Origin of the sequence: Marinicella sediminis (genome assembly GCF_002000055.1) — a bacterium.
In the GTDB taxonomy this organism is placed as follows: Bacteria; Pseudomonadota; Gammaproteobacteria; order Xanthomonadales; family Marinicellaceae; genus Marinicella; species Marinicella sediminis.
Window position 1 is genome coordinate 93,586 of sequence record NZ_MVBD01000010.1, and the last position, 21,487, is coordinate 115,072.

The 21,487-nt window shown below is 46.7% G+C and carries 17 protein-coding genes; 10 read left to right on the plus strand and 7 right to left on the minus strand.

Features of this window, described 5'->3' with window-relative positions:
- Positions 1–48: 48 nt before the first annotated feature.
- From B0475_RS13680 to B0475_RS13690, 3 genes are all read left to right on the plus strand, one after another.
- A complete protein-coding gene (locus tag B0475_RS13680; RefSeq protein WP_077412440.1) occupies positions 49–1,656 on the plus strand; it encodes a cation:proton antiporter domain-containing protein in 1,608 nt (535 codons plus the stop codon).
- A complete protein-coding gene (locus B0475_RS13685; RefSeq protein ID WP_077412441.1) occupies positions 1,653–3,422 on the plus strand; it encodes a tetratricopeptide repeat-containing diguanylate cyclase in 1,770 nt (589 codons plus the stop codon). The genes B0475_RS13680 and B0475_RS13685 overlap by 4 nt, the downstream gene beginning before the upstream one ends.
- A gap of 137 nt (positions 3,423–3,559) precedes the next feature.
- The gene (locus B0475_RS13690; RefSeq protein WP_077412442.1) at positions 3,560–5,002 is read left to right on the plus strand and encodes a GGDEF domain-containing protein; all 1,443 of its coding nucleotides are present in this window, start codon (positions 3,560–3,562) and stop codon (positions 5,000–5,002) included.
- Positions 5,003–5,167: 165 nt separating this feature from the next.
- Here B0475_RS13690 and B0475_RS13695 read toward each other — a convergent pair whose 3' ends face one another.
- The 3 genes from B0475_RS13695 to B0475_RS13705 are packed head-to-tail and all read right to left on the minus strand — an operon-like array spanning position 5,168 to position 6,463.
- A complete protein-coding gene (locus B0475_RS13695) occupies positions 5,168–5,527 on the minus strand; it encodes a hypothetical protein (protein WP_077412443.1) in 360 nt (119 codons plus the stop codon).
- Positions 5,528–5,550: 23 nt separating this feature from the next.
- The gene (locus B0475_RS13700; RefSeq protein WP_077412444.1) at positions 5,551–5,943 is read right to left on the minus strand and encodes a roadblock/LC7 domain-containing protein; all 393 of its coding nucleotides are present in this window, start codon (positions 5,941–5,943) and stop codon (positions 5,551–5,553) included.
- Positions 5,933–6,463, minus strand: a complete 531-nt coding sequence (locus B0475_RS13705) for a GTP-binding protein (RefSeq protein WP_077412445.1) — start codon at positions 6,461–6,463, stop codon at positions 5,933–5,935. Before B0475_RS13705 ends, B0475_RS13700 begins: the two co-directional genes overlap by 11 nt.
- A 610-nt stretch (positions 6,464–7,073) precedes the next feature.
- On the opposite strand from B0475_RS13705, the gene B0475_RS13715 reads away from it, so the two are divergent.
- Positions 7,074–7,964, plus strand: a complete 891-nt coding sequence (locus B0475_RS13715; RefSeq protein ID WP_077412447.1) for a LysR family transcriptional regulator — start codon at positions 7,074–7,076, stop codon at positions 7,962–7,964.
- A 145-nt stretch (positions 7,965–8,109) separates the two neighbouring features.
- Here B0475_RS13715 and B0475_RS13720 read toward each other — a convergent pair whose 3' ends face one another.
- The 3 genes from B0475_RS13720 to katG all read right to left on the minus strand — a co-directional run bounded on the left by B0475_RS13720 (position 8,110) and on the right by katG (position 12,495).
- Positions 8,110–9,441, minus strand: coding sequence for a S41 family peptidase (locus B0475_RS13720; RefSeq protein WP_077412448.1), 1,332 nt, complete (start codon positions 9,439–9,441; stop codon positions 8,110–8,112).
- Positions 9,442–9,445: 4 nt separating this feature from the next.
- Complete coding sequence (locus B0475_RS13725) at positions 9,446–9,880, minus strand: MarR family winged helix-turn-helix transcriptional regulator (RefSeq protein WP_157892968.1); 435 nt, start codon at positions 9,878–9,880, stop codon at positions 9,446–9,448.
- A gap of 443 nt (positions 9,881–10,323) precedes the next feature.
- Positions 10,324–12,495 (minus strand): catalase/peroxidase HPI, encoded by a 2,172-nt coding sequence (katG, locus tag B0475_RS13730; protein WP_077412450.1) that lies wholly within the window; start codon positions 12,493–12,495, stop codon positions 10,324–10,326.
- Between the two features lie 330 nt (positions 12,496–12,825).
- Between katG and B0475_RS13735 the strand changes: the two genes are divergently transcribed.
- The 6 genes from B0475_RS13735 (at position 12,826) to B0475_RS13765 (ending at position 18,355) form a co-directional block, all read left to right on the plus strand.
- On the plus strand, positions 12,826–13,650 hold the full coding sequence (locus B0475_RS13735) for a hypothetical protein (protein ID WP_077412451.1): 825 nt from the start codon (positions 12,826–12,828) through the stop codon (positions 13,648–13,650).
- 777 nt (positions 13,651–14,427) lie between these two features.
- The gene (locus tag B0475_RS13745; RefSeq protein ID WP_077412453.1) at positions 14,428–14,889 is read left to right on the plus strand and encodes a DUF3429 domain-containing protein; all 462 of its coding nucleotides are present in this window, start codon (positions 14,428–14,430) and stop codon (positions 14,887–14,889) included.
- Positions 14,890–14,939: 50 nt separating this feature from the next.
- Entirely contained in the window at positions 14,940–15,683 is a 744-nt protein-coding gene (locus tag B0475_RS13750; RefSeq protein WP_077412454.1) for a DNA-3-methyladenine glycosylase I, read from the plus strand.
- Between the two features lie 78 nt (positions 15,684–15,761).
- Positions 15,762–17,225, plus strand: coding sequence for a S8 family serine peptidase (locus tag B0475_RS13755; protein ID WP_077412455.1), 1,464 nt, complete (start codon positions 15,762–15,764; stop codon positions 17,223–17,225).
- A gap of 34 nt (positions 17,226–17,259) precedes the next feature.
- Entirely contained in the window at positions 17,260–17,799 is a 540-nt protein-coding gene (locus tag B0475_RS13760; protein ID WP_157892969.1) for a hypothetical protein, read from the plus strand.
- Between the two features lie 112 nt (positions 17,800–17,911).
- Entirely contained in the window at positions 17,912–18,355 is a 444-nt protein-coding gene (locus B0475_RS13765; RefSeq protein WP_077412457.1) for a hypothetical protein, read from the plus strand.
- Between the two features lie 12 nt (positions 18,356–18,367).
- Here the strand turns inward: B0475_RS13765 and B0475_RS13770 are convergent, their stop codons facing one another.
- Positions 18,368–21,487, minus strand: a complete 3,120-nt coding sequence (locus tag B0475_RS13770) for an efflux RND transporter permease subunit (RefSeq protein ID WP_077412458.1) — start codon at positions 21,485–21,487, stop codon at positions 18,368–18,370.

Consider the following 21,487-nt stretch of genomic DNA (forward strand, 5'->3'; position numbering starts at 1 on the left):
TCCTCAGACTAACCAGTATTATTCAAACCAACAGGAACAACGAAAACGATGGATTTTGCCTGGGTCGCACTGGCCCTCAATGATTTACTATGGATCGGCGTGGCCTTTGCTTTCGGCCTGATCGCCAAACGTTTTGGTCTGCCACCATTGGTGGGCTTTTTGATCGCCGGTTTTGTGCTGAGTTCACAAAGCAACATAGATGAAAGTTTGCTGAAAAAAATGGCCGATCTGGGCATCACGTTGCTGCTGTTCACCATCGGTCTGAAAATCCACTTGAAAAACATCCTCCGCCCTCAAGTCTGGGCAGTGACCCTGATACACACTTCTTTGGTGGTATTGCTGATCGGCGCATTGGTGCTGTTACTGGCTTTGACCGGGTTGACACTGGTGGCTGGATTCAGTGTACAACAGGCCGCGTTACTGGGCTTCGCCCTGAGCTTTTCCAGTACCGTTTTTGTGGTCAAAGCACTGGAAGAAAAAGGTGAGATTGACTCCTTACATGGCCGTCTGGCCATTGGCATCCTGATCATTCAGGACATCCTGGCGGTGATTTTTCTGGCGGCCTCAACCGGCAAAGTACCCTCTGTCTGGGCCCTGACCTTACTGCTGTTGATACCCTGTCGACCGGTGCTGTTCAAGATTTTTGACTGGGTAGGTCGTGGCGAACTGTTGATATTATATGGTTTGTTGCTGGCCATCGGTGGCGCTGAAATCTTCGAATTGGTGGGCATCAAAGGTGACCTTGGCGCGCTGATTCTGGGGGTGATGATTGCCTCACACCGCAAAGCCGAAGAGCTGGTTAAAACCATGCTGGGTTTCAAAGACCTTTTTCTGCTGGGTTTTTTCCTCTCGGTAGGCCTCAGCGGAGTACCCGGCAGTGAAACCATATGGATGGCTTGTCTGCTGACCCCATTGATCCTGCTCAAGGGCGGGTTGTTTTACTCCCTGTTTCTGAAGTTTAACCTGCGAGCCCGCACGTCCCTGCTGTCCACCATCAATTTAAGCAACTACAGTGAATTTGGCCTCATCGTGATCGCCATTGGCGTTACCAATGCCTGGATTGAAGAACAATGGTTACTGGTTCTGGCCCTGGCCATTTCTTTTTCATTCGTGATCTCCGCCATGCTCAGTGCCCAAGCCAATAACCTGTACACCCGTTACCGCAGGATACTGAAGAAAAACCAAAGCGATAAACGCTTGCCTTATGATCAATTGGTTGATCTGGGCAAGGCCAAAGTAGCGGTGATTGGTATGGGGGCCGTTGGAACCGGAGCCTATGACCAATTGCTCAGCATGCATCAAAACGCCATAGTGGGCATCGATATCAATGCCCAAACTGTGGCCAACCAGGTGAGTGAACAACGCCATGTGATTCTGGGTGACCCCAGTGATGCCGACTTTTGGGACCGGGTTAACCAATCAAAAGACCTTGAACTGGTGTTGCTGACGCTACCTACTTTCAATGCCACCATGGCTGTGGTTGAGATGCTCAAAGAATCCGGCTATACAGGCCAAATCGCCGCCACTGCCAAATTTGAAGATGAAATGAACGAGTTACTCCAGGCCGGGGTCGACACGGTGTTCAACATGCACACCGAAGCCGGTGCCGGTTTTGCCGCTCATGCCATGACTCAGGGTACCAGCCAAAAAACATGAGGGCACATTTATCCTTTACGCAATTCCTGATCACCAGACTGTGCTTTTTATCAGTCCTCTTTGCAACACCTGCCTACTCCAAACCACCTACCGAGTTGCTCGACATTGATGAACTCATTTACCAGGAACAATCGGAAGCACTGCTGCAGATAGAACAACGCCGGCGGATGGAACCGGATGAGTTGACCTCGATTTGGCTGAGTGTTTTGGAAGCCAAGACACTGTATCATCAAAATCGATTTGCTGATTCCCAATCGTTATTGATCAATGCAGAGTCTGCCAGTGAGGAGCTCAACGAACCTGAGCTTAAAGAAATGATTTTGCGGCTAATGGGGCAGAACTTCTATCGGATGGGCGGCTTTGATCAGGCCATGAACCACGCTTTGAAAGCCCAGCTCATTGCAGAGCAACATCAACTGGGTTGGGAGCAGGCGCAATTGACTAACCTGATAGCCGCCATTCATTTGCGCTCTGGAAACCATCAACTGGCCCTGAAATATTTCAAACAAGCGCTGGCTTATTTCACCTCAGTAAATGCCAAAATCGATGTTGCAAAACTGAACAATAATCTGGGAGCAGTTTACATTGAAACCAAGCAATTTACTGAAGCCAGCAGACACCTTGAACACGCACTGGTGCTCGCCGTCGAACTGGATCGCCCAACAACATTGGTATCGGCACTGGTGAATAAAATTGAATTGTTTGTCAATCAACAGCTCTATGACCAAGCAATCAGCACCTACCAAACCTGTCTCAGTCATGCTGCTGAAACCCGCTTGAGCAGCTTTGAGGTTTGGTGTCTTGAGGCCGGCGCAGAACTCTTTCAGCGTCAAGGCCGTTATTTACAGGCCATAGAAGTTGCCAATCGGGCCTATCAAATGGCCGGTGAACAACAGTTACATCAATCACAGATTAACCTGGGAAAACTGTTGGTTTCACTCTACTCTGAAACACAACAATTTCAGCAAGCTCTGGACATTTCAGCAGCCAACCTCGACCAGGTTGAATCAATCAAAGATCAGGTGTTAAAACTCAAATTGGAAGAAGTCCGTGCCCTGAATGATGTGGCCAAAACCCAAGCTCAGTTGAGATTTGAGCGACAACAAAACAATTTACTCGAGCAAAACCAACGACTGACATGGACTGGCATCATCATTTTGCTACCGATGCTTGCGCTGGCACTCTTTTTACTGAAAATCAAACAACGTCTGCTCAAAGACCTCAATACCCAACAATTGGAAACCCATAACGCCTTAAATGCCATGAAGGAAGCCAAAGACCTCAATGAGAAACTGGCACGCACCGATCCGCTGACAGGGCTGCTAAATCGTCGGGCTATGACACGCATACTGGATGATTTAGCACTTGATTTCACACATCATCACCTGCTGATGATCGATGTTGACGATTTTAAAAAAATCAATGATCATCGTGGACACTCAACGGGTGATGAAGTGCTTACCAGTTTATCAAACACCTTAAAACAGCAGTTAGGGGAGCACGCGTTGGCAGCCCGTTGGGGTGGGGAGGAATTCCTGGTATTGCTCGGTCCTTGTGACAGATCCGCTGCCAAATCAATCGCCGAAGAATTACGCAAAACAGTAGCCAATCAACAGATTGGTAACCCGGCCATGAGCATTACCATCAGCCTTGGGCTGTGCCACGGCACGACCGGGGATGGTATTGATCAATGGATTCACCGAGCAGATCAAGCATTGTATTGCAGCAAAAATTCTGGCAAAAACTGTTTGTCAGTCAGTCCGTAATTTAGGTCAGTAATTCATTCAACGCTCATGGAAACAATTCACCACAGACGATCATGAGTTAATGCCACTGATAATAATCCATTCGATGATTAAAATCTGGCCTATAATCAAAGATCACTCTTAGGACAGCATCTACAGTGAGTCATTATCAACCCATTGCATTCAAACCTTGGGACTACCTGATTCAGGGTGGCCCTAACAGGCGGTTTATGCTGTACTGGTTACTTGGTTGTTTGCTGGTGGTTCCCAGTGGAATGCTGACCCGGGTTTTTGAATTAACCGGTCTCACTTTACAGATCTTTGGACTGGATGTTCACATCACCGTTTACTTGCCAATGTTGCTCTGTCTTCCGGTGTGTTTGATGTTCGGTTATTTCTGGGCCGCCATCCCTGCCTATTTTTCAACTTTTCTGGTTGCCATCATCGGTGACATGCCATTGGGCTGGATCCTGCTGTTCTCATTTGCTAACCCCATTGGATTGGCCATGTTGGTACTGATCTACAAAATGGCCCCCGTTAAACATGATTTGCATGGGCTTAACGCAGTTTTGGTCTTCACGGTTGCGGCCTTTTTGTCTTCCTTGTCCGGATCAATCGGTTCTTTCATTTGGACCTATACCAATCAGGTCAATATGCATGATTTTTTCAGGGTATGGCAGGGCTGGTGGCTTGGCGGTTTCATTCAGGCAATGCTGTTTTGTGCCCCCATTTTATACGTATTCAGCGAACCCGCCTCGCGCTACAAAAACCAAAGTTTTCCAGCGGCTGTGGCCAACCATAACAGCAGAAAAACCGTCAGATCCGCGATTGTGCTGATCACTTTCGTACTGATAGGATTTACCTGGCTTGCATTTCAGGTAGGTGTCATGAACATCAAAGATCACATCAATCTGATCAATGATGTCCAAATAAAGTCTGAGCTGCTCACCGCGTTGCAAGTCATTGAGTTTCCAACCATGATTTATGTGATCATCCTGGCCCTGATTGGTTATTTCGCCTTTTACTTTATCAATTATTGGACATTGCGACTGGAAGGGGTGAATCTGGCACTGAAAGAACAGAATGATCAATTGTATCAGTCCTCCATTACCGACAACCTGACACAAGCTCACAACCGGACCTATTTGTTTGCCAAACTTCCTGGCATCATCACACGAATGAAAAACCAACAAGGTAAGCTGGCCATCGCCCTGCTCGACCTGGATCACTTTAAACAGATCAATGACCAATATGGGCATCAGGCCGGAGATCAGGTGCTGAAGACTTTTTCTGCTTTGGTCGCAAAAACAATCAACTGCGATCAGTTGTTTGCCCGTTTTGGTGGAGAAGAATTCATCCTGGTGGTACCGGATTGCCACGAACAACAAATGCACGCCATGGCCAGAGAATTACTTGAGGGCTGTAGGGATATGGTCACCCAGAGTGACCGTGGAACCATTCATGTCACCTTCAGCATGGGTATTTTTGTCACCGCAGATTATCAACGGCCATTGGACCATTTGATCGAACAGGCAGATGTGGCATTGTATGAAGCCAAAAAAAATGGCAGAGACCAATATGTGCTTTCTACTGATCTGTGACTCAAGCTGAATCGACCAGCCTCACTTGCTGCACAGCCCTGGCCAATGCACCCTGACACGATCAAAGGCATCATCAACCAACCCTATCTCTGCGCTTAACACTCACGCACAAAAAAGCCAACTGAATAACTTCAGCTGGCTTTGCTCAATAACGATGTGCGCCTGTCAGACCGTCAGATTTTCTTCTATGTTTTGCACTTTTCTGCGGGCTAAGGCCAAATTTGACTTTTCTTTATCCAGCACCAAATACAGAAACAATCCCTTTTGAGATGCCATTGGACGAATAATATGATATTGGCTATCCAGGGTGATTAAAATATCTTCAATGGATTCACCGATGCCCAGAGACTTCATGGTTTTGAGTTTGGACTTTACAACTTCTGAGTTACCTGCTGCGGCCAACTCCATATCTACGCCGGCACCCTCTTCTCCCAGGACCATGCCTGAACTGGCATCTACCAGTGAAGTACACAAGGCGCCGTCTATACTCATGACTTCGACTAAACTGCTTTTAATATCTGACATACTTTTTCCTCATTGTTTTGTTTTTAAACTGCTGATTGATCAGCAGGAATGGTGGAGATGGCTTCTGCCAGTTTTTTGGCATAATACCGTGCTTTACCCACGATGAGCTGTGGGCCTGAAATGAAACACAACACAGCGTCTTTACCTCTGTACCGTGTTTTGAGCAGTACCATGTTGCCATCGGCAGATTCAATAACCGTACTGATCAGTTCGGTATTCATCAATTGACTGGTAGCTGCATTGCTTAAAGAGGTCAGCGAGCTGCTCACAGCAGACAACTTGTCATCTTCGGACTGACCATCTGTTGAAAAGGAATGGTATGTAAATCCATCTGCAGATGACAGATTGATTTTGTTGACATATTCCGCTTGCCTAACCGTTTTGCCAATCAGGAACTTCAATTCCTCATGTTCCATTATTGGTTTCCTCTAATAGTATTAATGTTCTGAATATCAATTCTGCATTCTCTTTGAGATTGGCATTGATTGAATAAATGGGTAAAACCAGATTCCTTTTATTGAGGATGTTTTTGATGTGCTTTTTTGATGTTTCACCCTTGATTAAATCCGAATGGGTGATACCGATTAAGCAAGGGGTGTCTTGCTTGATGGCAAAGTAATCGAGAAGGTACTCAAGTTCTTTGATGGATTCAGTGGAATTGTTTTTGATGAGTATGACCACAGCCCACAATCCTTGTTTGACGAAATCCCACATGAATGAGAATTTCCTTTGCCCTGGCACCCCATACAACCCGAGCTTCAAATCCTCATCAATTCTGATTTCACCATAATCCATACCAACCGTCGTCAAGTCCTTACCAATATCGATTGATGATTTGACATCTGTATTGATTGTCTCGGTGTTACTTAAGTTTTTGATCAGAGTGGTTTTTCCTGAACCCACTGAACCAATAAACGCTATTTTTTTATGTATCACAACGCATACTCAAAAGAACATGGCTTTCAGCCGGTTACTGATGTTTGAAGACAATATATTCAATATCCCAGAGCCTGTCTGGCTATTGACCGGGTCACTGATTGTGATGATTTTCAACATATTGCATACATAGATAAAATGATTGATGACCGGTTCACTGCAATTGGAAATGAGTTTCAATTGATCATATGCAATGGGTTGCTTAACCAGATATGCACTTAAAATAATGTAATCTTTAGGGCAACCTACAAACCCAAAATCCGGCCACTCTGTCAAAGATAAAATTTTATTCTGATACTTTATCTTTTCAGATGTAGCTGTTCGGTTGTTCCAAAGGTAATTCTTCAGATCAGACATTTAACACTCAGGTAACTTTGTTTCACACCACAATAATCAGCCAATACTGATATTGCACACACATACATTCAACCCACCTGGTACCGTTTGAGTAACGCTTTATTATTCAGCGGTGACAATTTACCAATAGACAACAATGAGAATGTAAAAAGGGTGGGGAGAATTTACATTAGTTTTTCCTTACACACATGAGAATGTTATATGATTTCAACACTTGTTTAAACAAACATCCACGGACAACTGTATACCAAAAATGAAACAATCAAACATACCCCTCAATGACATGTCTTTATTCATTGAAGTTGGCAGGGCTTTGAGCTTTACCAAAGCGGCTAAGACAACCGGCATCCCGCATTCAACATTATCCCGGAGGATTAAAAGCCTCGAAAAATCCATTGGATTGCGGTTATTCAACAGGACAACCAGGAAAATCGAATTCACTGAGGCAGGAGAGATGTATTATGAAAAGTGTAAACCCCTGATAGATGAAGTAAAAATTGCCCATGAGCAGCTGAATGGCTTTCAATCGAAACCCAAAGGCTTGCTGAGGGCCTTATTACCAGTCGATCTTGCCACAACGTATATTGCCCCATTGATGCCTGAATTTTGCAGAAGTTACCCTGAAATCACATACGACCTTGAACTCTCCTCTAAAAGCATTGACCTTGTCAAAGATCATTATGATTTAGCCATTAAAGTTGGTGAACTGAATGACTCAAATATGATCACACAGCTGATTGGCAAACTTCCTTTGTACCTGTATGCATCTCCTGACTATCTACAAAAACAGGGTGAGCCCAAAACACCAGAAGAATTAGAGTCACGGGAATGTCTGACCATTATTTACAACACCTGGACCTTGTACAGCAACGGTCAATCCCGACAAATAACACCCACAAGCCGTTTCAAATTGAACAATCTGGGAATGATGCGACAGCTCATCGCCATAGGTTTGGGAATTGGGCTGCTACCAAAAGAAGTTGCCCGCGCTGATGTAGAGCAAGGTAGATTGGTGAGAATAATGCATCCTTGGCAAGGCATGGATGCTCCGGTATATGCCATCACAGAATCCAGATTGATGCCTCAAAAGTCCCGGGTATTCATTGATTATTTACGCAGCAAGTTAAGCCAACAAAATGAATGATTTTCAAGCAGCGCGTATAGGGCTTTGAAAGTCAGCATGGATGTTTTGACAACCAATACCGTCTTCATGATACAGAAAAAGCCAGCTCACTTGCGCAAGCCGGCCTCTCCTGGACTTCGTTGGGTCAAAGAAGGGATCTGAGCGGTCAGTCCCGTGGGTTTTTATCCTGTCTGCCATTGTCATAATGGCCAATAAGAGCCACAGTTGTGGCATTGTTCATTTCAAACTGTATCCTGAAATAGGGAATGTCGGCAAACATAAACCAGTGGTCACCCATTGGTATCATTGGCTGTTTGGTGCCACCGTCCCGCTGGTAAATCAGCTGGTTGTTTTCCAGGCTGATACTGCGGGGCCCATAGGTGCCTACATAGACCTGTTGCCCTTCTGCGTCCAGTTGCACTGGATTGGCCCGGGCACGTAAACCGGCAGATAACCACTGATAGCTTGCCTGTGCCCGCTCATCGTCATTGTTAGCCACGAGGTTCTCCAATGCCAGCAGATACGCTTTATCAAGGGCATCGGCCTGCGGCACTTCAATATGTGGCGTGACTCCGGTTCCTTCCCAGTTGGTGTTGGTCACCGGGTTGATGGCACGACCGGTTGGCACCCACACCTGATAGCGGTCAGTTGCTGTGATGCGCCCGCCTGGATGAGCACCGCCACCGGTGGTCTCGCCTACCAGTGTGGCCCTCTCCAGATTCTTTAGGTTGTAACTGAATTCTTCTGCGGCAGAAAAAGTGCGGTCACTGGTCAATACATAAACCGGGGTGTCCGGGTTACGCTGACCGTCCACATGGGGCAAGGTCCAGGTTTGATCATATTGTTCAGTAGCTCGCCGGTAAAAGGTATTCAAGTGAACCGGCTCAGGCCCAAACAAATAACTACTGATGAGCTGAATCATTTGTGGACTGCCGCCGCCATTTTTACGTAAGTCAATGATCAGTGCATCCGTATTACTCAGAAATTTCATGGCAGCTACTGCGGTTTCACCAGCGTATTCGGTACCCTGAAATGACCTCAGGTCGAGGTAGCCCACATTGCCCTCCATGATTTTCACCTGTTGAAAACCAAAGTTCACCAGGCGGTTACGGGCGACCATGTCTTCATACAACTCCCTTTCCTGCTCAGGCGTTATGGCTTGTCTTTGCCGGGCAATTCCCTCAGGGTCAAAAATGACCCGAATGTGCTTGTCCTGACTGACCTCAACTAAATCATCGGTCAACTGTTGAGCAAACACACGCACATCATCGATGGCCTCATATTGACCTTTTTTTGCGTTTCGACTGATTTTTCTGGCCATTTTGTCTGCCACATCAGGGAATATATAATGGTCCTTCAGTTGCTGACCAATGGCATTGACCACAGCCAGACGCTCAGTTTTCTCGAGTGGCGGGTCCGCCGGCTGAGCCTGAACAAAAGAGCCATTAAAGATCGTCAGAAGACAGAATATGTAAACACAAGTCGGAATTATTTTCATGATTTTATTGACAGTTGTTGATGATTTTATTGAGGGTAATGAAGAGTTCTTTGATTTCTTTTTCACTGATACCCGCTAAGGCATCCTGACGGTTGTTCAGGATGATGGGTTTAAGTTCTTGCAGGGTGTCATGCCCTTTATCTGATATGTTGAGTTTAAACTTTCTGCGATCTTGTGGATTAACAGCACGGCTGAGGTATTCATTTTTCACCAATAACTCGATCATTCTGGTGATTGAGGCATGATCCTTGAACAACCAACTGGCCAGGTCTTTTTGTGCCATTTCGGGGTTTACTTCCAGCAACGATAAGATCAGCAATTGATCGACAGTGATACCGGGCAACCGGGCTGACAGATTCTTCTGAGCATATTGCCGGTAGGTTTTGATCGCCTTTTCTATGCTGTAGAAAATGGTTTGTTGTGGGTCGATTTTGTCCATGCAGAACAGTTTAACGTGATTTAATTGATATATCAACATTATGCCTGATATTCAACCCCTCGCCATGCGCCAAAAGTCACTATTAACAAAGGAAATTAAAAAACCGGAGCCTGATTTGGCTCAGGACGTGAAGCTGTGATCCTGGGGCACCGATCTCCGATCCTGTCTCGGTGCTCACTCCAGTATCCATACAGTCGTCATTCATTTTTTGCCAAAAAGAAGTGAAAGCGGCCTCGGCGATCATGTCGTGTGATCAAGCGCTGGACACCCTGATTCGCTATCGCTCACGGCTTATCGATCATTCCATTTTGGCTTCTTGACTTCGTCAAACCGCCATATCTGCATGATCTGCCTAACCAAGTCGGCGGGTCGAGCTGATCATCTGCGCCCCTATTGAAAATGAAGCCATACCGACGAAATGACGGTATGGCTTGGCAAGCGTGTTAAATCAAATCAAAACGATCGGCATTCATGACTTTGCTCCAGGCAGAAACAAAATCATCAACAAACCGTTGTTGGTTATCGTCCTGTGCATAAAATTCAGCATAGGCCCTGAGGATGGAATTGGAACCAAAGACAAGGTCAGCGCGGGTGGCCGTCCATCGTTGATCACCGGTTTGCCTGTCAACCAACTTGTACGTTCTTTTACCCGTGGGCTTCCACTCAAAAGAAATGTCAGTCAGGTTGACAAAAAAATCGGTGGTTAACTGACCCTTGCGGTCTGTAAACACCCCATGTTCACTGCCCCCATGATTGACACCCAGCACCCTCATCCCACCAAGCAGAACGGTCATCTCCGGGGCTGTCAAACCCAGCAATTGAGTCCGGTCCAATAGCAGTTCCTCATCATTGACCACATAATCAGCTTTCACCCAATTACGGAATCCATCATGCAGTGGTTCCAGTGGTTCAAATGATTGCACATCAGTGTGTTCATCACTGGCATCGCCCCGACCGGGTGAAAAAGGCACAGAGGCTGAAAATCCAGCGGCCTTGGCAGCTTGTTCAACACCGACATTACCTGCCAATACAATGGTATCGGCCAAGCTGGCACCTGCAGAATCAGCCAATGGTGCCAATACGTTTAATACCTTTTGCAATCGCTCTGGCTCATTACCTGCCCAGTCTTTTTGTGGGGCTAATCTGATGCGTGCGCCATTGGCACCACCACGATGATCAGAGCTTCGGTAAGTACGGGCACTGTCCCAAGCAGTGGCTATCAGTTCATTGACACTCAAAGCTGAGTTGGCAATGGCAGATTTCAATGATTCGACATCATAAGCGGTGGCGCCGACAGGAACCGGATCTTGCCAAAGCATGTCCTCTGCAGGTACATCTGGACCAAAGTATCTGGCTTTGGGGCCCATGTCACGGTGAGTCAGTTTGAACCATGCGCGGGCAAAAACCTCTGAGAAGTAGTCAGGGTTGTTATAAAACTTTTCAGATATTTTGCGGTATTCAGGATCAACCTTCATCGCCATGTCGGCATCAGTCATGATGGGTATGGTACGTTTTGCCGGATCTTCTGCATCAACCGGCATATGACTTTCATCGATATGAACCGGTTGCCATTGCCAGGCCCCTGCCGGACTCTTTTTTGACACCCATTCATGACCCAACAACATTTCAAAGTAACCGTTGTCCCATCGTGTGGGTTGGCTGGTCCAGGCACCTTCCAACCCACTTGTGACCGCATCACTTCCCACCGACCGGCTGTTGTGATTGTTCCAGCCCAGACCCTGTTCTGTGATGTCAGCACCTTCAGGTTCCGGCCCCAATGCGCCGGCATCACCATTGCCATGACACTTTCCTACGGTGTGACCACCGGCAGTCAGGGCCACGGTTTCTTCATCATTCATGGCCATTCGGGCAAAAGTTTCTCTCACATCACGAGCTGTTTTCAGGGGATCCGGTTGACCATCTACACCTTCAGGGTTGACATAAATCAGGCCCATCATCACTGCTGCCAGGGGGTTCTCCAGCTTACGTTCACCAGAATAACGGCTGTTGGGATCATCACTGGTGGCCAACCATTCTTTTTCAGCACCCCAATAGATGTCTTTTTCAGGATGCCAAATATCCTCACGGCCAAAAGCAAATCCCTGGGTTTTCAGGCCCATCGACTCATAGGCAATGGTGCCGGCATAAGCCAATAAATCTGCCCAGCTCAGGCTGTTGCCATACTTCTTTTTTATTGGCCACAATAATCGCCTTGCTTTATCCAGATTGGTGTTGTCGGGCCACGAATTCAACGGTGCAAAACGCATGTTGCCAGTTCCTGCACCACCCCGGCCATCTGCCACCCGATAAGTGCCTGCAGCATGCCAGGACAGGCGAATCATCAGGCCTCCGTAATGACCCCAGTCTGCCGGCCACCATTGCTGACTGTCTGTCATGAGTGCGTGTAAATCTGCTTTCAACGCATCAACATCCAGTTTTTTCAATGCCTCCCGGTAATCAAAACCAGCTCCCATAGGATTGGTTTTACAGTCATGCTGACTTAAAATGTCCAAATCAAGGGTATTCGGCCACCAACTTTTGTTGGCATGACTGGCACCTGTGGCAGCTCCGTGCATAACTGGACATTGGCCAGATTGTGATTCATTGTTGCTCATGTGATTCTCCGTTGTTAATGTGTTTTTTAGGGAGACAAAGTGAGTTGCGCGGAGCATCTGACTATATCAACCCTGATGACTTCATGTTACCGCGGTATTGGCGTCCTGTATAACAGTTTAATTACATTGCATCATTCTGTTTTATCAATAACGATACATGCTGCAAAAGCCGTGACCATTTTTGCCAGGAACGACTGACATCACTCATTGCAAAAGGACTGACTGAACCAGTGTGTAAAAAAAGGTTAAAAACACCTGTTTTTTTCCAGACAACTGTGTACTTCGGATAACTCATGTTAAACTACCGTAAAAACCTGCGGTAAAACCACCATGACGCTCGACCAACAAGCCAAAATCAATCATACATACGATGGCCACCAACTGGCTGAACAGTATTTTGAAGCCCTCAGTGGCTTTTTCTTTGAAATGGATATCAATGGGCAAAAATTTGTTGAGAGTTTTGTGGCTGCGTACATCAAGCATGTAGATGCCGAAACCAATCGCGTCAGCGATGTCATCATGAACACCGGCTTCACCAAAACAGTCATTGAAAACACCCTGAAAGGGGTTAAAAAGAATCGCCAGTTTGCCATCAAATCATTTTTTGGTGAAATGATTGAAGAGGTCAAAAAGATCTGTTCCAGGAATGAACAGATGACCATGAAAATCAAAGGCACACAAAGGTCTTTCACCAGCGTATTTTATCGCCTTGAGCCTTCAACCAAGCAGTTGACCTCACAATCATTCCTGGACTACATGATCAAACGCGGCATCATTGAGCGGGTGGATGACAACACCATCCGTTTTGTTCGCGCCGTGCCAATCAATCACGTCAACACCAAAGAAAAAATGCTCAGCCTGTTTACCAATGTGATGGAGCGTTTCACCCAAACCCTGATTGGCAACTATCAGGCCACAAAACCGGCTGATGAAAATTTCCAACAAACATACAGATCTTGGCACATTGATCCCCAAATGCACAATGAAGCAAGACAGGCATTAAAAAAATTATTAAGGACGCAATGGCTGGAAATCCAACAGTTGATTGACAGTTATGAAGTGAAAACGGAATTTGAAAAAAATCGGGTTGAACAGTCTGGTGCTGAACTGGGTGTTTCAACCTTTGTGTATCACAACAATCCAAACGAGGAATAAATCATGAAAAACTTTAAATTGACAGGCCTTTTTTTTGCTTAACCACCGCAACTTTTTCATACGCTGGCAACGGTGACGGTTCCGGCGGCGAACCCCCTCAAGACCCATCTTCTTCATATCAAACATGCCATACCATCCTCGGCAACGGTGACGGTTCCGGCGGTGATGACTCATCCGGTAGCAGCACTGAAGGCAACGGTGATGGCTCGGGTGGAGATGAACAGGTAAACCAAGAAAACACCATGCAAATGGCCGCATTTTATGCGTGTATTAATAATTAATAAAAAAATGCACAAATCTACCGCAGAAAATTGCGGTAGATTTTTTTCCATTAAGCGTTGACAATAGGAATCGTGTTGAGGTGTTCGGTTATTCAGGACATCGAAACCAAACTGAAGAAGATGAGGGGGACGGTGATTTCAAGTGTGTGTGATAAGTGTGATGTGACATCACCACCCTCCTCAACTTGCCGACCATATTAACATGTTTTCATGAATGAATCATGAACATTCGTGGTTTTTCGTGTACAACAGTTTTTTCTGATAAATCACATTCCTGGCAATTAAAGCATAACAGCAACACTGCCGGCCCTGTTTTCTGACCGACCCATTCATCAACCTTGATATCATGCCAATGACAACCTGATAAACGGTCTATGATTGCCAACATGACCTGTAAGACCTTACGGTCGAAACAACGGACACAGGAGCAGGTTCCTGAATCACAAATTTCATTTAATCGACAACTTTTTGACACTGCTGTGACTATCCTTGCCACATGAGAACGCCCACTTTACCCCATTGGCTCACTTACCTTGGTGCCTTGCCTTTTGTATTGGCTTTATTGATTGCCTGTTATGGCCAATTTGGCTGGAGTGAATTCTGGATTTATGAAATCCGCTTCAGTCGCTTCAAGTCATATACAGTTGGTCACACCTATGGTGCTGTTATTGTGGCCTTTCTTGGCGGTATACAGTGGGGCATATCATTACAGCACCCCAATGACAGACAATATTTCATGGCCAGTAATGTTTTGGCATTGACTGCCTGGTTCAGTTTGTTCATGTTTGCCAGCTTTGCAGGTGTCATGATGATTACCCTGGCATTCATCTTGGCCTTGTGGATCGACCGCCACGCTTTTCAGGCTGGCGCCATTCCTGATTGGTTCTGGCAGCTACGTAAACGAATCAGCCTGGTGGTTATCGCAGCACTTGCTGGCTTACTACTGATCAATGGCTGATTGGTTGTATATGTGGCATACTGCTGCATTTACTTTGACCTCACTGTGACATGACCCGCCAATTTTCCAATTTTGCAGACATCTACACCCTGGCAGCCTCCCGAAAGGGCGGTGAAGAGGCGTTATTGGCTTTGTTACCCGACGTTCCCACCACAGAACAACTGGCACAAGTCAGCGATGATCGGTTTTTGGCCATGATGTGCAAAGCCATTAATCAAGCTGGTTTTAACTGGACCGTGATCAACAACAAATGGCCCCAATTCGAAGAAGCCTTCCATGGCTTTGATGTCAACCGACTGGTGTTCATGCCACCTGAACAATGGGAAGCTTATGCATCAGACAAAAGGGTGGTCCGGAACTGGACCAAGATCAAGGCGGTGATGGAAAATGCCGGTTTGGTCCACTACCTGGCCGCAGAACATGGCAGCTTTGCCCGTTTCATTGCTGACTGGCCTGAATCTGATCAAATCGGTTTATTGGCTTATCTGAAAAAGCATGGTTCCAGACTGGGTGGCAACACGGGTTATTGGTTCCTGAGGTATGTCGGCAAAGATTGTTTTGTGACCACCAGAGATGTGATAAAAACTGTTCAACAGGCTGGCCATGACATCCACCATCATCCAACCTCAAAAAGAGACCTCACTCAGGTACAGGAAGCATTTAATCGCTGGCACCAGGAAACCGGAATGCCATATACTCACCTGAGTAAAATTGCCGGTTTTGCATCAGGAGAAAATCATCCCGTGGATCAGTTACAGCGAAGAATAAACGTCACAAAAAGCAAATCAGATTGATTCAACACCGTACTGTTGATTGTCTCCATCGGGCATCTGAGCTATGATCATGACTTTTCCCGGGCTACCGTTGATATTATGAAACACACCTTACTCTATTTGACTGTACTGATCAGCACAGAAGTCACTGCGCAGAACTGGCAAGGAAAAGCATCTCAAACCCTACTGGACCAGCTGACGCAGACAGAACAGGTTGAGATGCTGGTTACTTTTCATGCACCAAAGGTCCCGTTGAACAGTGGTTCGTTCAACAACCACACGGATCGTCTTCAACACCAGGTTTCTGTGTTAAAAAATCAGACGCGCCTGGCTCAACAGCAGGTCATCAAGCACCTCGAGTCGCAACAGATCATTTACCGCTCATTCTGGATCAACAACAGTTTGCTGGTGACTGTCAACCAACAACAAATGGCTGAGATACTGGAGTTTGATGAAATTAAATCAGCTCACAGCAACCTGCCTCATCAAATCAACATACCAAACGCCAATGGCTCAGCTGTCAAAAGCATCAATGGCATCGAATGGAATGTCAGCATGGTCAATGCCCCACAGGCATGGGGGTTGGGGCACACAGGTCAGGGAATAGTTGTGGCTGGCCAGGATACTGGCTATCAATGGAATCATCCAGCCATCATCAATCAATACCGTGGCTGGGATGGACAAACTGCTGACCACCATTACAACTGGCATGACAGCATCAACAACCCCACCGTAAGTTGTGGCAGCGCGCCTTGTGATGATCATGGGCATGGCAGTCACACCATGGGTACCATTGTGGGCGATGATGGCGGCAGCAATCAGGTGGGTGTGGCCCCTGATGCACGCTGGATTGGTTGCCGCAATATGGATGTCGGCAATGGCACACCCGCAACTTATACTGAGTGCTTTCAGTGGTTTATGGAACCCACAGACCTGAATGGCAACAACCCTGACATCACCAAAGCTCCCCACATCATCAATAACTCCTGGGGCTGCCCGGGTTTTGAAGGCTGTACAGAACCAGATGTCTTGTTGAACACCGTAGAAAACGTAGTAGATGCCGGGATACTGGTGGTGGTTGCCGCCGGAAATGACGGCTCATCCTGTCAAACCATAAACACCCCTGCTGCCATTTATCAGGCCAGTCTAACGGTTGGCTCGACCACCAGCAGCGATGTGATTTCGGGTTTCAGCAGCCGTGGGCAAATCACGGTAGATGGTTCCAATCGCATCAAACCCGACCTCTCTGCACCTGGCAGCTCTGTGCGATCAGCCAATAATTCCGGAAGTTATTCAACCTTCAGTGGCACCAGCATGGCTTCTCCTAACGTTGCCGGTGTTGCTGCACTGGTGATGTCTGCCAACCATCAAATGATTGGCCAGCCACGAATGGTTAAGCATATATTGACTCAAACCGCTGTGGCCAAAACGACCAACCAGGATTGTGGTGGGGTCGATGGCAGCAGCATTCCGAACAACACATATGGCCACGGCAGAATTGATGCTTTGGCAGCAGTCAACTATGCCCGGGATCTGATTTATTACCATGATTTTAATGAATGACAATAGCATGACACAAAACACAGAATTCCAAACCATGACAACAACAAAAAAGTCGCATTGGTTCATATGGATATTGGCTTTTCAGCTGCCAATGTTGCCAGCAGAATCTGCGGTCACTGAACAACAGAATGACAAACCACTCACTTCACAACATAAGGAGCAAGCTGAATGGCAGTCATACCAACAAAAACTGGGCGGCTTTTTACAAGCCTTTGATGCAGTCAAGATTCAGAAAGCCAACAAAATCAAAGAACAGCTGATGCCGGCCATGCAACGCGAAGTACAACAGCTGAATCAACAGATTCAAGACATAAAGAAACAACTTAAATTAGCCAGCGAAGTGGAAGATCCGGAACAGACTCAAGAATCGCAACAGTCACTTCATGAACAACTGAAAGCACTGAAACAGAAAAACACACGCATGTCTTTCATTTACAAACACCTCAAGGCTTATCAGTTTCAGGCACGCAATATCAAAACCGCCGGGGTGGTCAGAAAAGACATGCTACTGGAATTTGCAGAATTGATGAAGTCCGGCCAGAATGGCAAGGAGTCCGAATCAAACAAGCCTTAGGGCGAACAACCACCTGATCAGCCATCTGCAACTGATCAGCCTGACCAGTGAGCTGCTCTGTTGAATTAAATGGTGTAAGATGTGTTGATCAGCAAATTCATCACACATTACCATGATCAGACAAATGACCCCTTATGAGCTGCTGGATCTGGCACTTTCATTAAGCACCCGCATTGACACCCATTGGGCTCTTTTTATCAGTGTCCATCTCGCATTGATAGGCGGCCTGATCTATGTGGACAGACCTTTGTCCAAACGGGAAAAAGCAGGTGCCATAATGGTCTACACAGGCTTTGCCTTGATCAATTTCTACATGATGAAAGCCCAGGCTAAATTTTTGGCCAGTGTCTATGAGCAAATTGACCAAATCAAAGACCAACCCTGTTGTCAGGACAACGCAGTGGTGTCACACATTGCCGGTCTGAACGCTGTGAATGCCAATGACATGCTGATCAATTCAATCATCATTGTACATCTGCTGATGCTGCTGGTCATCCTGTTAACCATAACCTTTGACAAGCAAGTCAGTGCAGTGAAGTCGCCTTCGGGTGACTGAAGCCGAAGGCATTCAGTCGTTGTCATCCAGCAAGGCTTCATTGAATCGATATTCATTGAACTTAACCCGGTACAACAAGCCATACATCACCGGAATGAATAACAAGGTAATCAAGCTACCGAATAACAAGCCCACCATGATGCTCACAGCCATACCTTCCCACATCTCACCTCCACTGAGGTATAAAGGAACCAAACCAAGAACGGTGGTGAATGTGGCCAGCAGTATCGGTCTGAAACGTTGCAGGCATGCCACCACGATGGCATCCTGGACCAATCTGCCGGGTACCTGACGCTCGATGCCAATCCGGTCCAGTAACACGATGGCATTATTGATAACGATGCCTGCCAGAGAGATCACCCCCAGAAATGGCATGAACCCAAATGGTTCACCAAACGTCAGTAAACCAATGACCACGCCAATGACCCCCAAAGGAATGGTCATCAGCACCATGCTCACATGACGCAATGAATTGAATTGGATCACCAACAACAGAATGATGATGAATCCGGACAAGGGTAAATAGGAAACCACCGAACCCATGCTTTCAGCCGATTGTTCAGCGTCACCACCCAATTGATGACTGTAGTTTTCCGGCCAGACACTGGTTTGCTGTTCTTCCAGCCACGGTTTCATGATGGCCGTGATGGCTGATGCATTACCGCTGGCGGTCAATTTACTGGAGATGTTGATGGTTCTGATCAGGTCCAGGCGTTTTATCTTGGAATACTGCCACTGAGGAATGATGTTTGCCACCTGTAACAAAGGCACACTTCGTCCTGTAGACTGGGCATAGACATTCAGGGTTTCCAGTGACGACAGGCTTTGTTGCTGATTCACATCACTGCGCATTATGATGGGAATGGTTTTGTTGTCTTCGCGGTATTCTCCGGTTTTGAAGCCATCGAGCACTGTTTTCAATGACGTGGCAATGTCCTGGCTGGTCACACCTGCTGATTGTGCCCGGTTCTGATCAATGTCAATCAGGAACTTTTTGCTTTTGGGCCCCCAATCGTCTTTTACGTTTTTGGTGCCGGGCAGCTGAGACAGTTTGAGTTTGATGCTTTCCGCAATGATCGCCAATTGGTCAGGATCATCTCCTGAGACTTTGATCTCAATCGGTACTCCTCCGCCACCACCGGCAAGCACACCAACTTTGACTTCTGCGTTGGGAAAGCGCTCAAAACTGAATTCATCGAGGGCTTCAATCACCCTGTTATTCACCATAAACGAAGATGTGTTGATCAACATATGTGCATAACTGGAATCAGCCTCTTCCTGCGCATACCCCAAGTCATATGACTCAGGCCCCTTGCCGATGTATGATGACCAATCCAGGATGCCTGTAGTCCGACCATCTTCAACCAGCCATTGTTCTTCCATGTATCGTTCGAGCTCAGAAACCACTGCTGTGGTGGACTCAATGCGTGTGCCTGCAGGCAGATTGATATCGACGGTCACCAGGTTGCGGTCACTGTCAGGAAAAAACAAAAAGTCAATATAACGAAAACCGGAAAGGGCCGTGACAAAAGCCAGCAGAACCAGGCCGATCACTTTCAGACGATGATGCAAAGCCGCCACAATCAGCAACTGATACATTCGCTTCAGCCTGAGAATGATGCGATCCACCAAACCCGGTTGCTGATTGGGATCGATCTTCAAAAACAGATAACAGAACAAGGTTATCACGGTAAGTGCAATCACCCACGATGATAACAAGGCGATGGTGATCACCACAAAAATAGGCCCAACAATATCACCCATGGTTGTTGGTGACATATAAAAAGCCAGAAAAGCAGCCGAGGTGGTCAAGGTTGAAATCAATAAGGGCATGATCAGCTCTCCGGCTGAGTCCACGGCAGCCTGCAAAGCACTGGTTCCCCGTTCCATTTTCACCATGATGCTTTCGGCCACCACAATGGCATTGTCCACCAGCATACCCAAAGCCATGATCAGCGCCGCCAGGGTCACCTGGTTCAGTCCGGTATCAATCATGCCCATAATCATCAGGGTCATGATGGTCACAATGGGAATCAAACTGGCTATGATCAACCCGGTACGAAAACCCAGAAACAACAGCATCACCAATAACACAATAGTGATCGACTGCATCAGATTAATCACGAAATCATCAATCTTGACTTCAATGTATGTGTCCATTGATGACACCCTGAATAATTCCAGACCCACCGGTAGTTTTTGTTGCCATCGATCGATGGTTTGATCGACCGCTTCTCCCAGATCGATGACATTGGCCAGGTCTTTGAGGTTGATGTGTAAAGAAACTGCCCGTTGTCCATTGTAACGAACCACTTGCACTGGCGGGTCAATGTACGATTTGGCCACCATGGCAATGTCACCCAATTGAATCAGTTGACTGCCACCCTCACCCACTGGGATCAACATGCTGCGGATGTCACTCACATCATTGAAATTGCCGGTTGGCTCAAGAATTATCCGCTCATTACCCAGGTTAATCTGCCCGCCTGAACTGACAATATTGGTGCTGCCAATGAAATTTTTAAGCATGTTGGCCGTCAGACCATATTCATTCAGTTTGGCGTTGTCGAATTCAACGAACACCCGCTCCTCTTGCAACCCTCCCATCGCCACTTTGGCGGCTTCAGGGATTTTGATCAAATCATCTCGGATGTCGTCGGCATAAGATTTCATTTGTGCATAACTGAAACCGTCTGAGGTCAGGCCAACCACGATGCCATAAACATCACCGATGCCATCATCATTTAAATCTGGATTGACCCCGTCGGGTAAACCTTCGATGTCTTCCAGTTTTCGGCGTAAACGATCCCAGACACCCTGCATGTCTGCCGCTTTGACTTCATCTTTCAGGGTAACAGAAACCACCGACAAACCTGTTCTGGACGTGCTGGTCACTTCTTTCAGTTCTGGCAGTTCCTGAGCCACTTGTTCAATTTTATCAGTGACCAATTGTTCCACCCGTTCCGGGCTGGCACCAGGAAAAGATGACACCACCGAAGCCACCCGCACTGTGAATGGCGGCATGCTGTCACGTGACAATGTTGAGTAAATGGCCATACCCATGACAATGATACTCAGCAAGACCACCCAGGTGATGCGGTTTTGTTTGATTGAAAGTTCGGCAATATTCAT

Bases quoted from the DNA above. Each gene is read 5' to 3' on its own strand.
- B0475_RS13770 (WP_077412458.1), bottom strand. From the start codon at position 21,487: ATGAATATTGCCGAACTTTCAATCAAACAAAACCGCATCACCTGGGTG.
- B0475_RS13765 (WP_077412457.1), top strand. From the start codon at position 17,912: ATGATCAGACAAATGACCCCTTATGAGCTGCTGGATCTGGCACTTTCA.
- B0475_RS13760 (WP_157892969.1), top strand. From the start codon at position 17,260: ATGACAACAACAAAAAAGTCGCATTGGTTCATATGGATATTGGCTTTT.
- B0475_RS13755 (WP_077412455.1), top strand. From the start codon at position 15,762: ATGAAACACACCTTACTCTATTTGACTGTACTGATCAGCACAGAAGTC.
- B0475_RS13720 (WP_077412448.1), bottom strand. From the start codon at position 9,441: ATGAAAATAATTCCGACTTGTGTTTACATATTCTGTCTTCTGACGATC.
- B0475_RS13680 (WP_077412440.1), top strand. From the start codon at position 49: ATGGATTTTGCCTGGGTCGCACTGGCCCTCAATGATTTACTATGGATC.
- B0475_RS13695 (WP_077412443.1), bottom strand. From the start codon at position 5,527: ATGTCAGATATTAAAAGCAGTTTAGTCGAAGTCATGAGTATAGACGGC.
- B0475_RS13715 (WP_077412447.1), top strand. From the start codon at position 7,074: ATGAAACAATCAAACATACCCCTCAATGACATGTCTTTATTCATTGAA.
- B0475_RS13745 (WP_077412453.1), top strand. From the start codon at position 14,428: ATGAGAACGCCCACTTTACCCCATTGGCTCACTTACCTTGGTGCCTTG.
- B0475_RS13700 (WP_077412444.1), bottom strand. From the start codon at position 5,943: ATGGAACATGAGGAATTGAAGTTCCTGATTGGCAAAACGGTTAGGCAA.
- B0475_RS13735 (WP_077412451.1), top strand. From the start codon at position 12,826: ATGACGCTCGACCAACAAGCCAAAATCAATCATACATACGATGGCCAC.
- B0475_RS13750 (WP_077412454.1), top strand. From the start codon at position 14,940: ATGACCCGCCAATTTTCCAATTTTGCAGACATCTACACCCTGGCAGCC.
- B0475_RS13725 (WP_157892968.1), bottom strand. From the start codon at position 9,880: ATGGACAAAATCGACCCACAACAAACCATTTTCTACAGCATAGAAAAG.
- B0475_RS13685 (WP_077412441.1), top strand. From the start codon at position 1,653: ATGAGGGCACATTTATCCTTTACGCAATTCCTGATCACCAGACTGTGC.
- katG (WP_077412450.1), bottom strand. From the start codon at position 12,495: ATGAGCAACAATGAATCACAATCTGGCCAATGTCCAGTTATGCACGGA.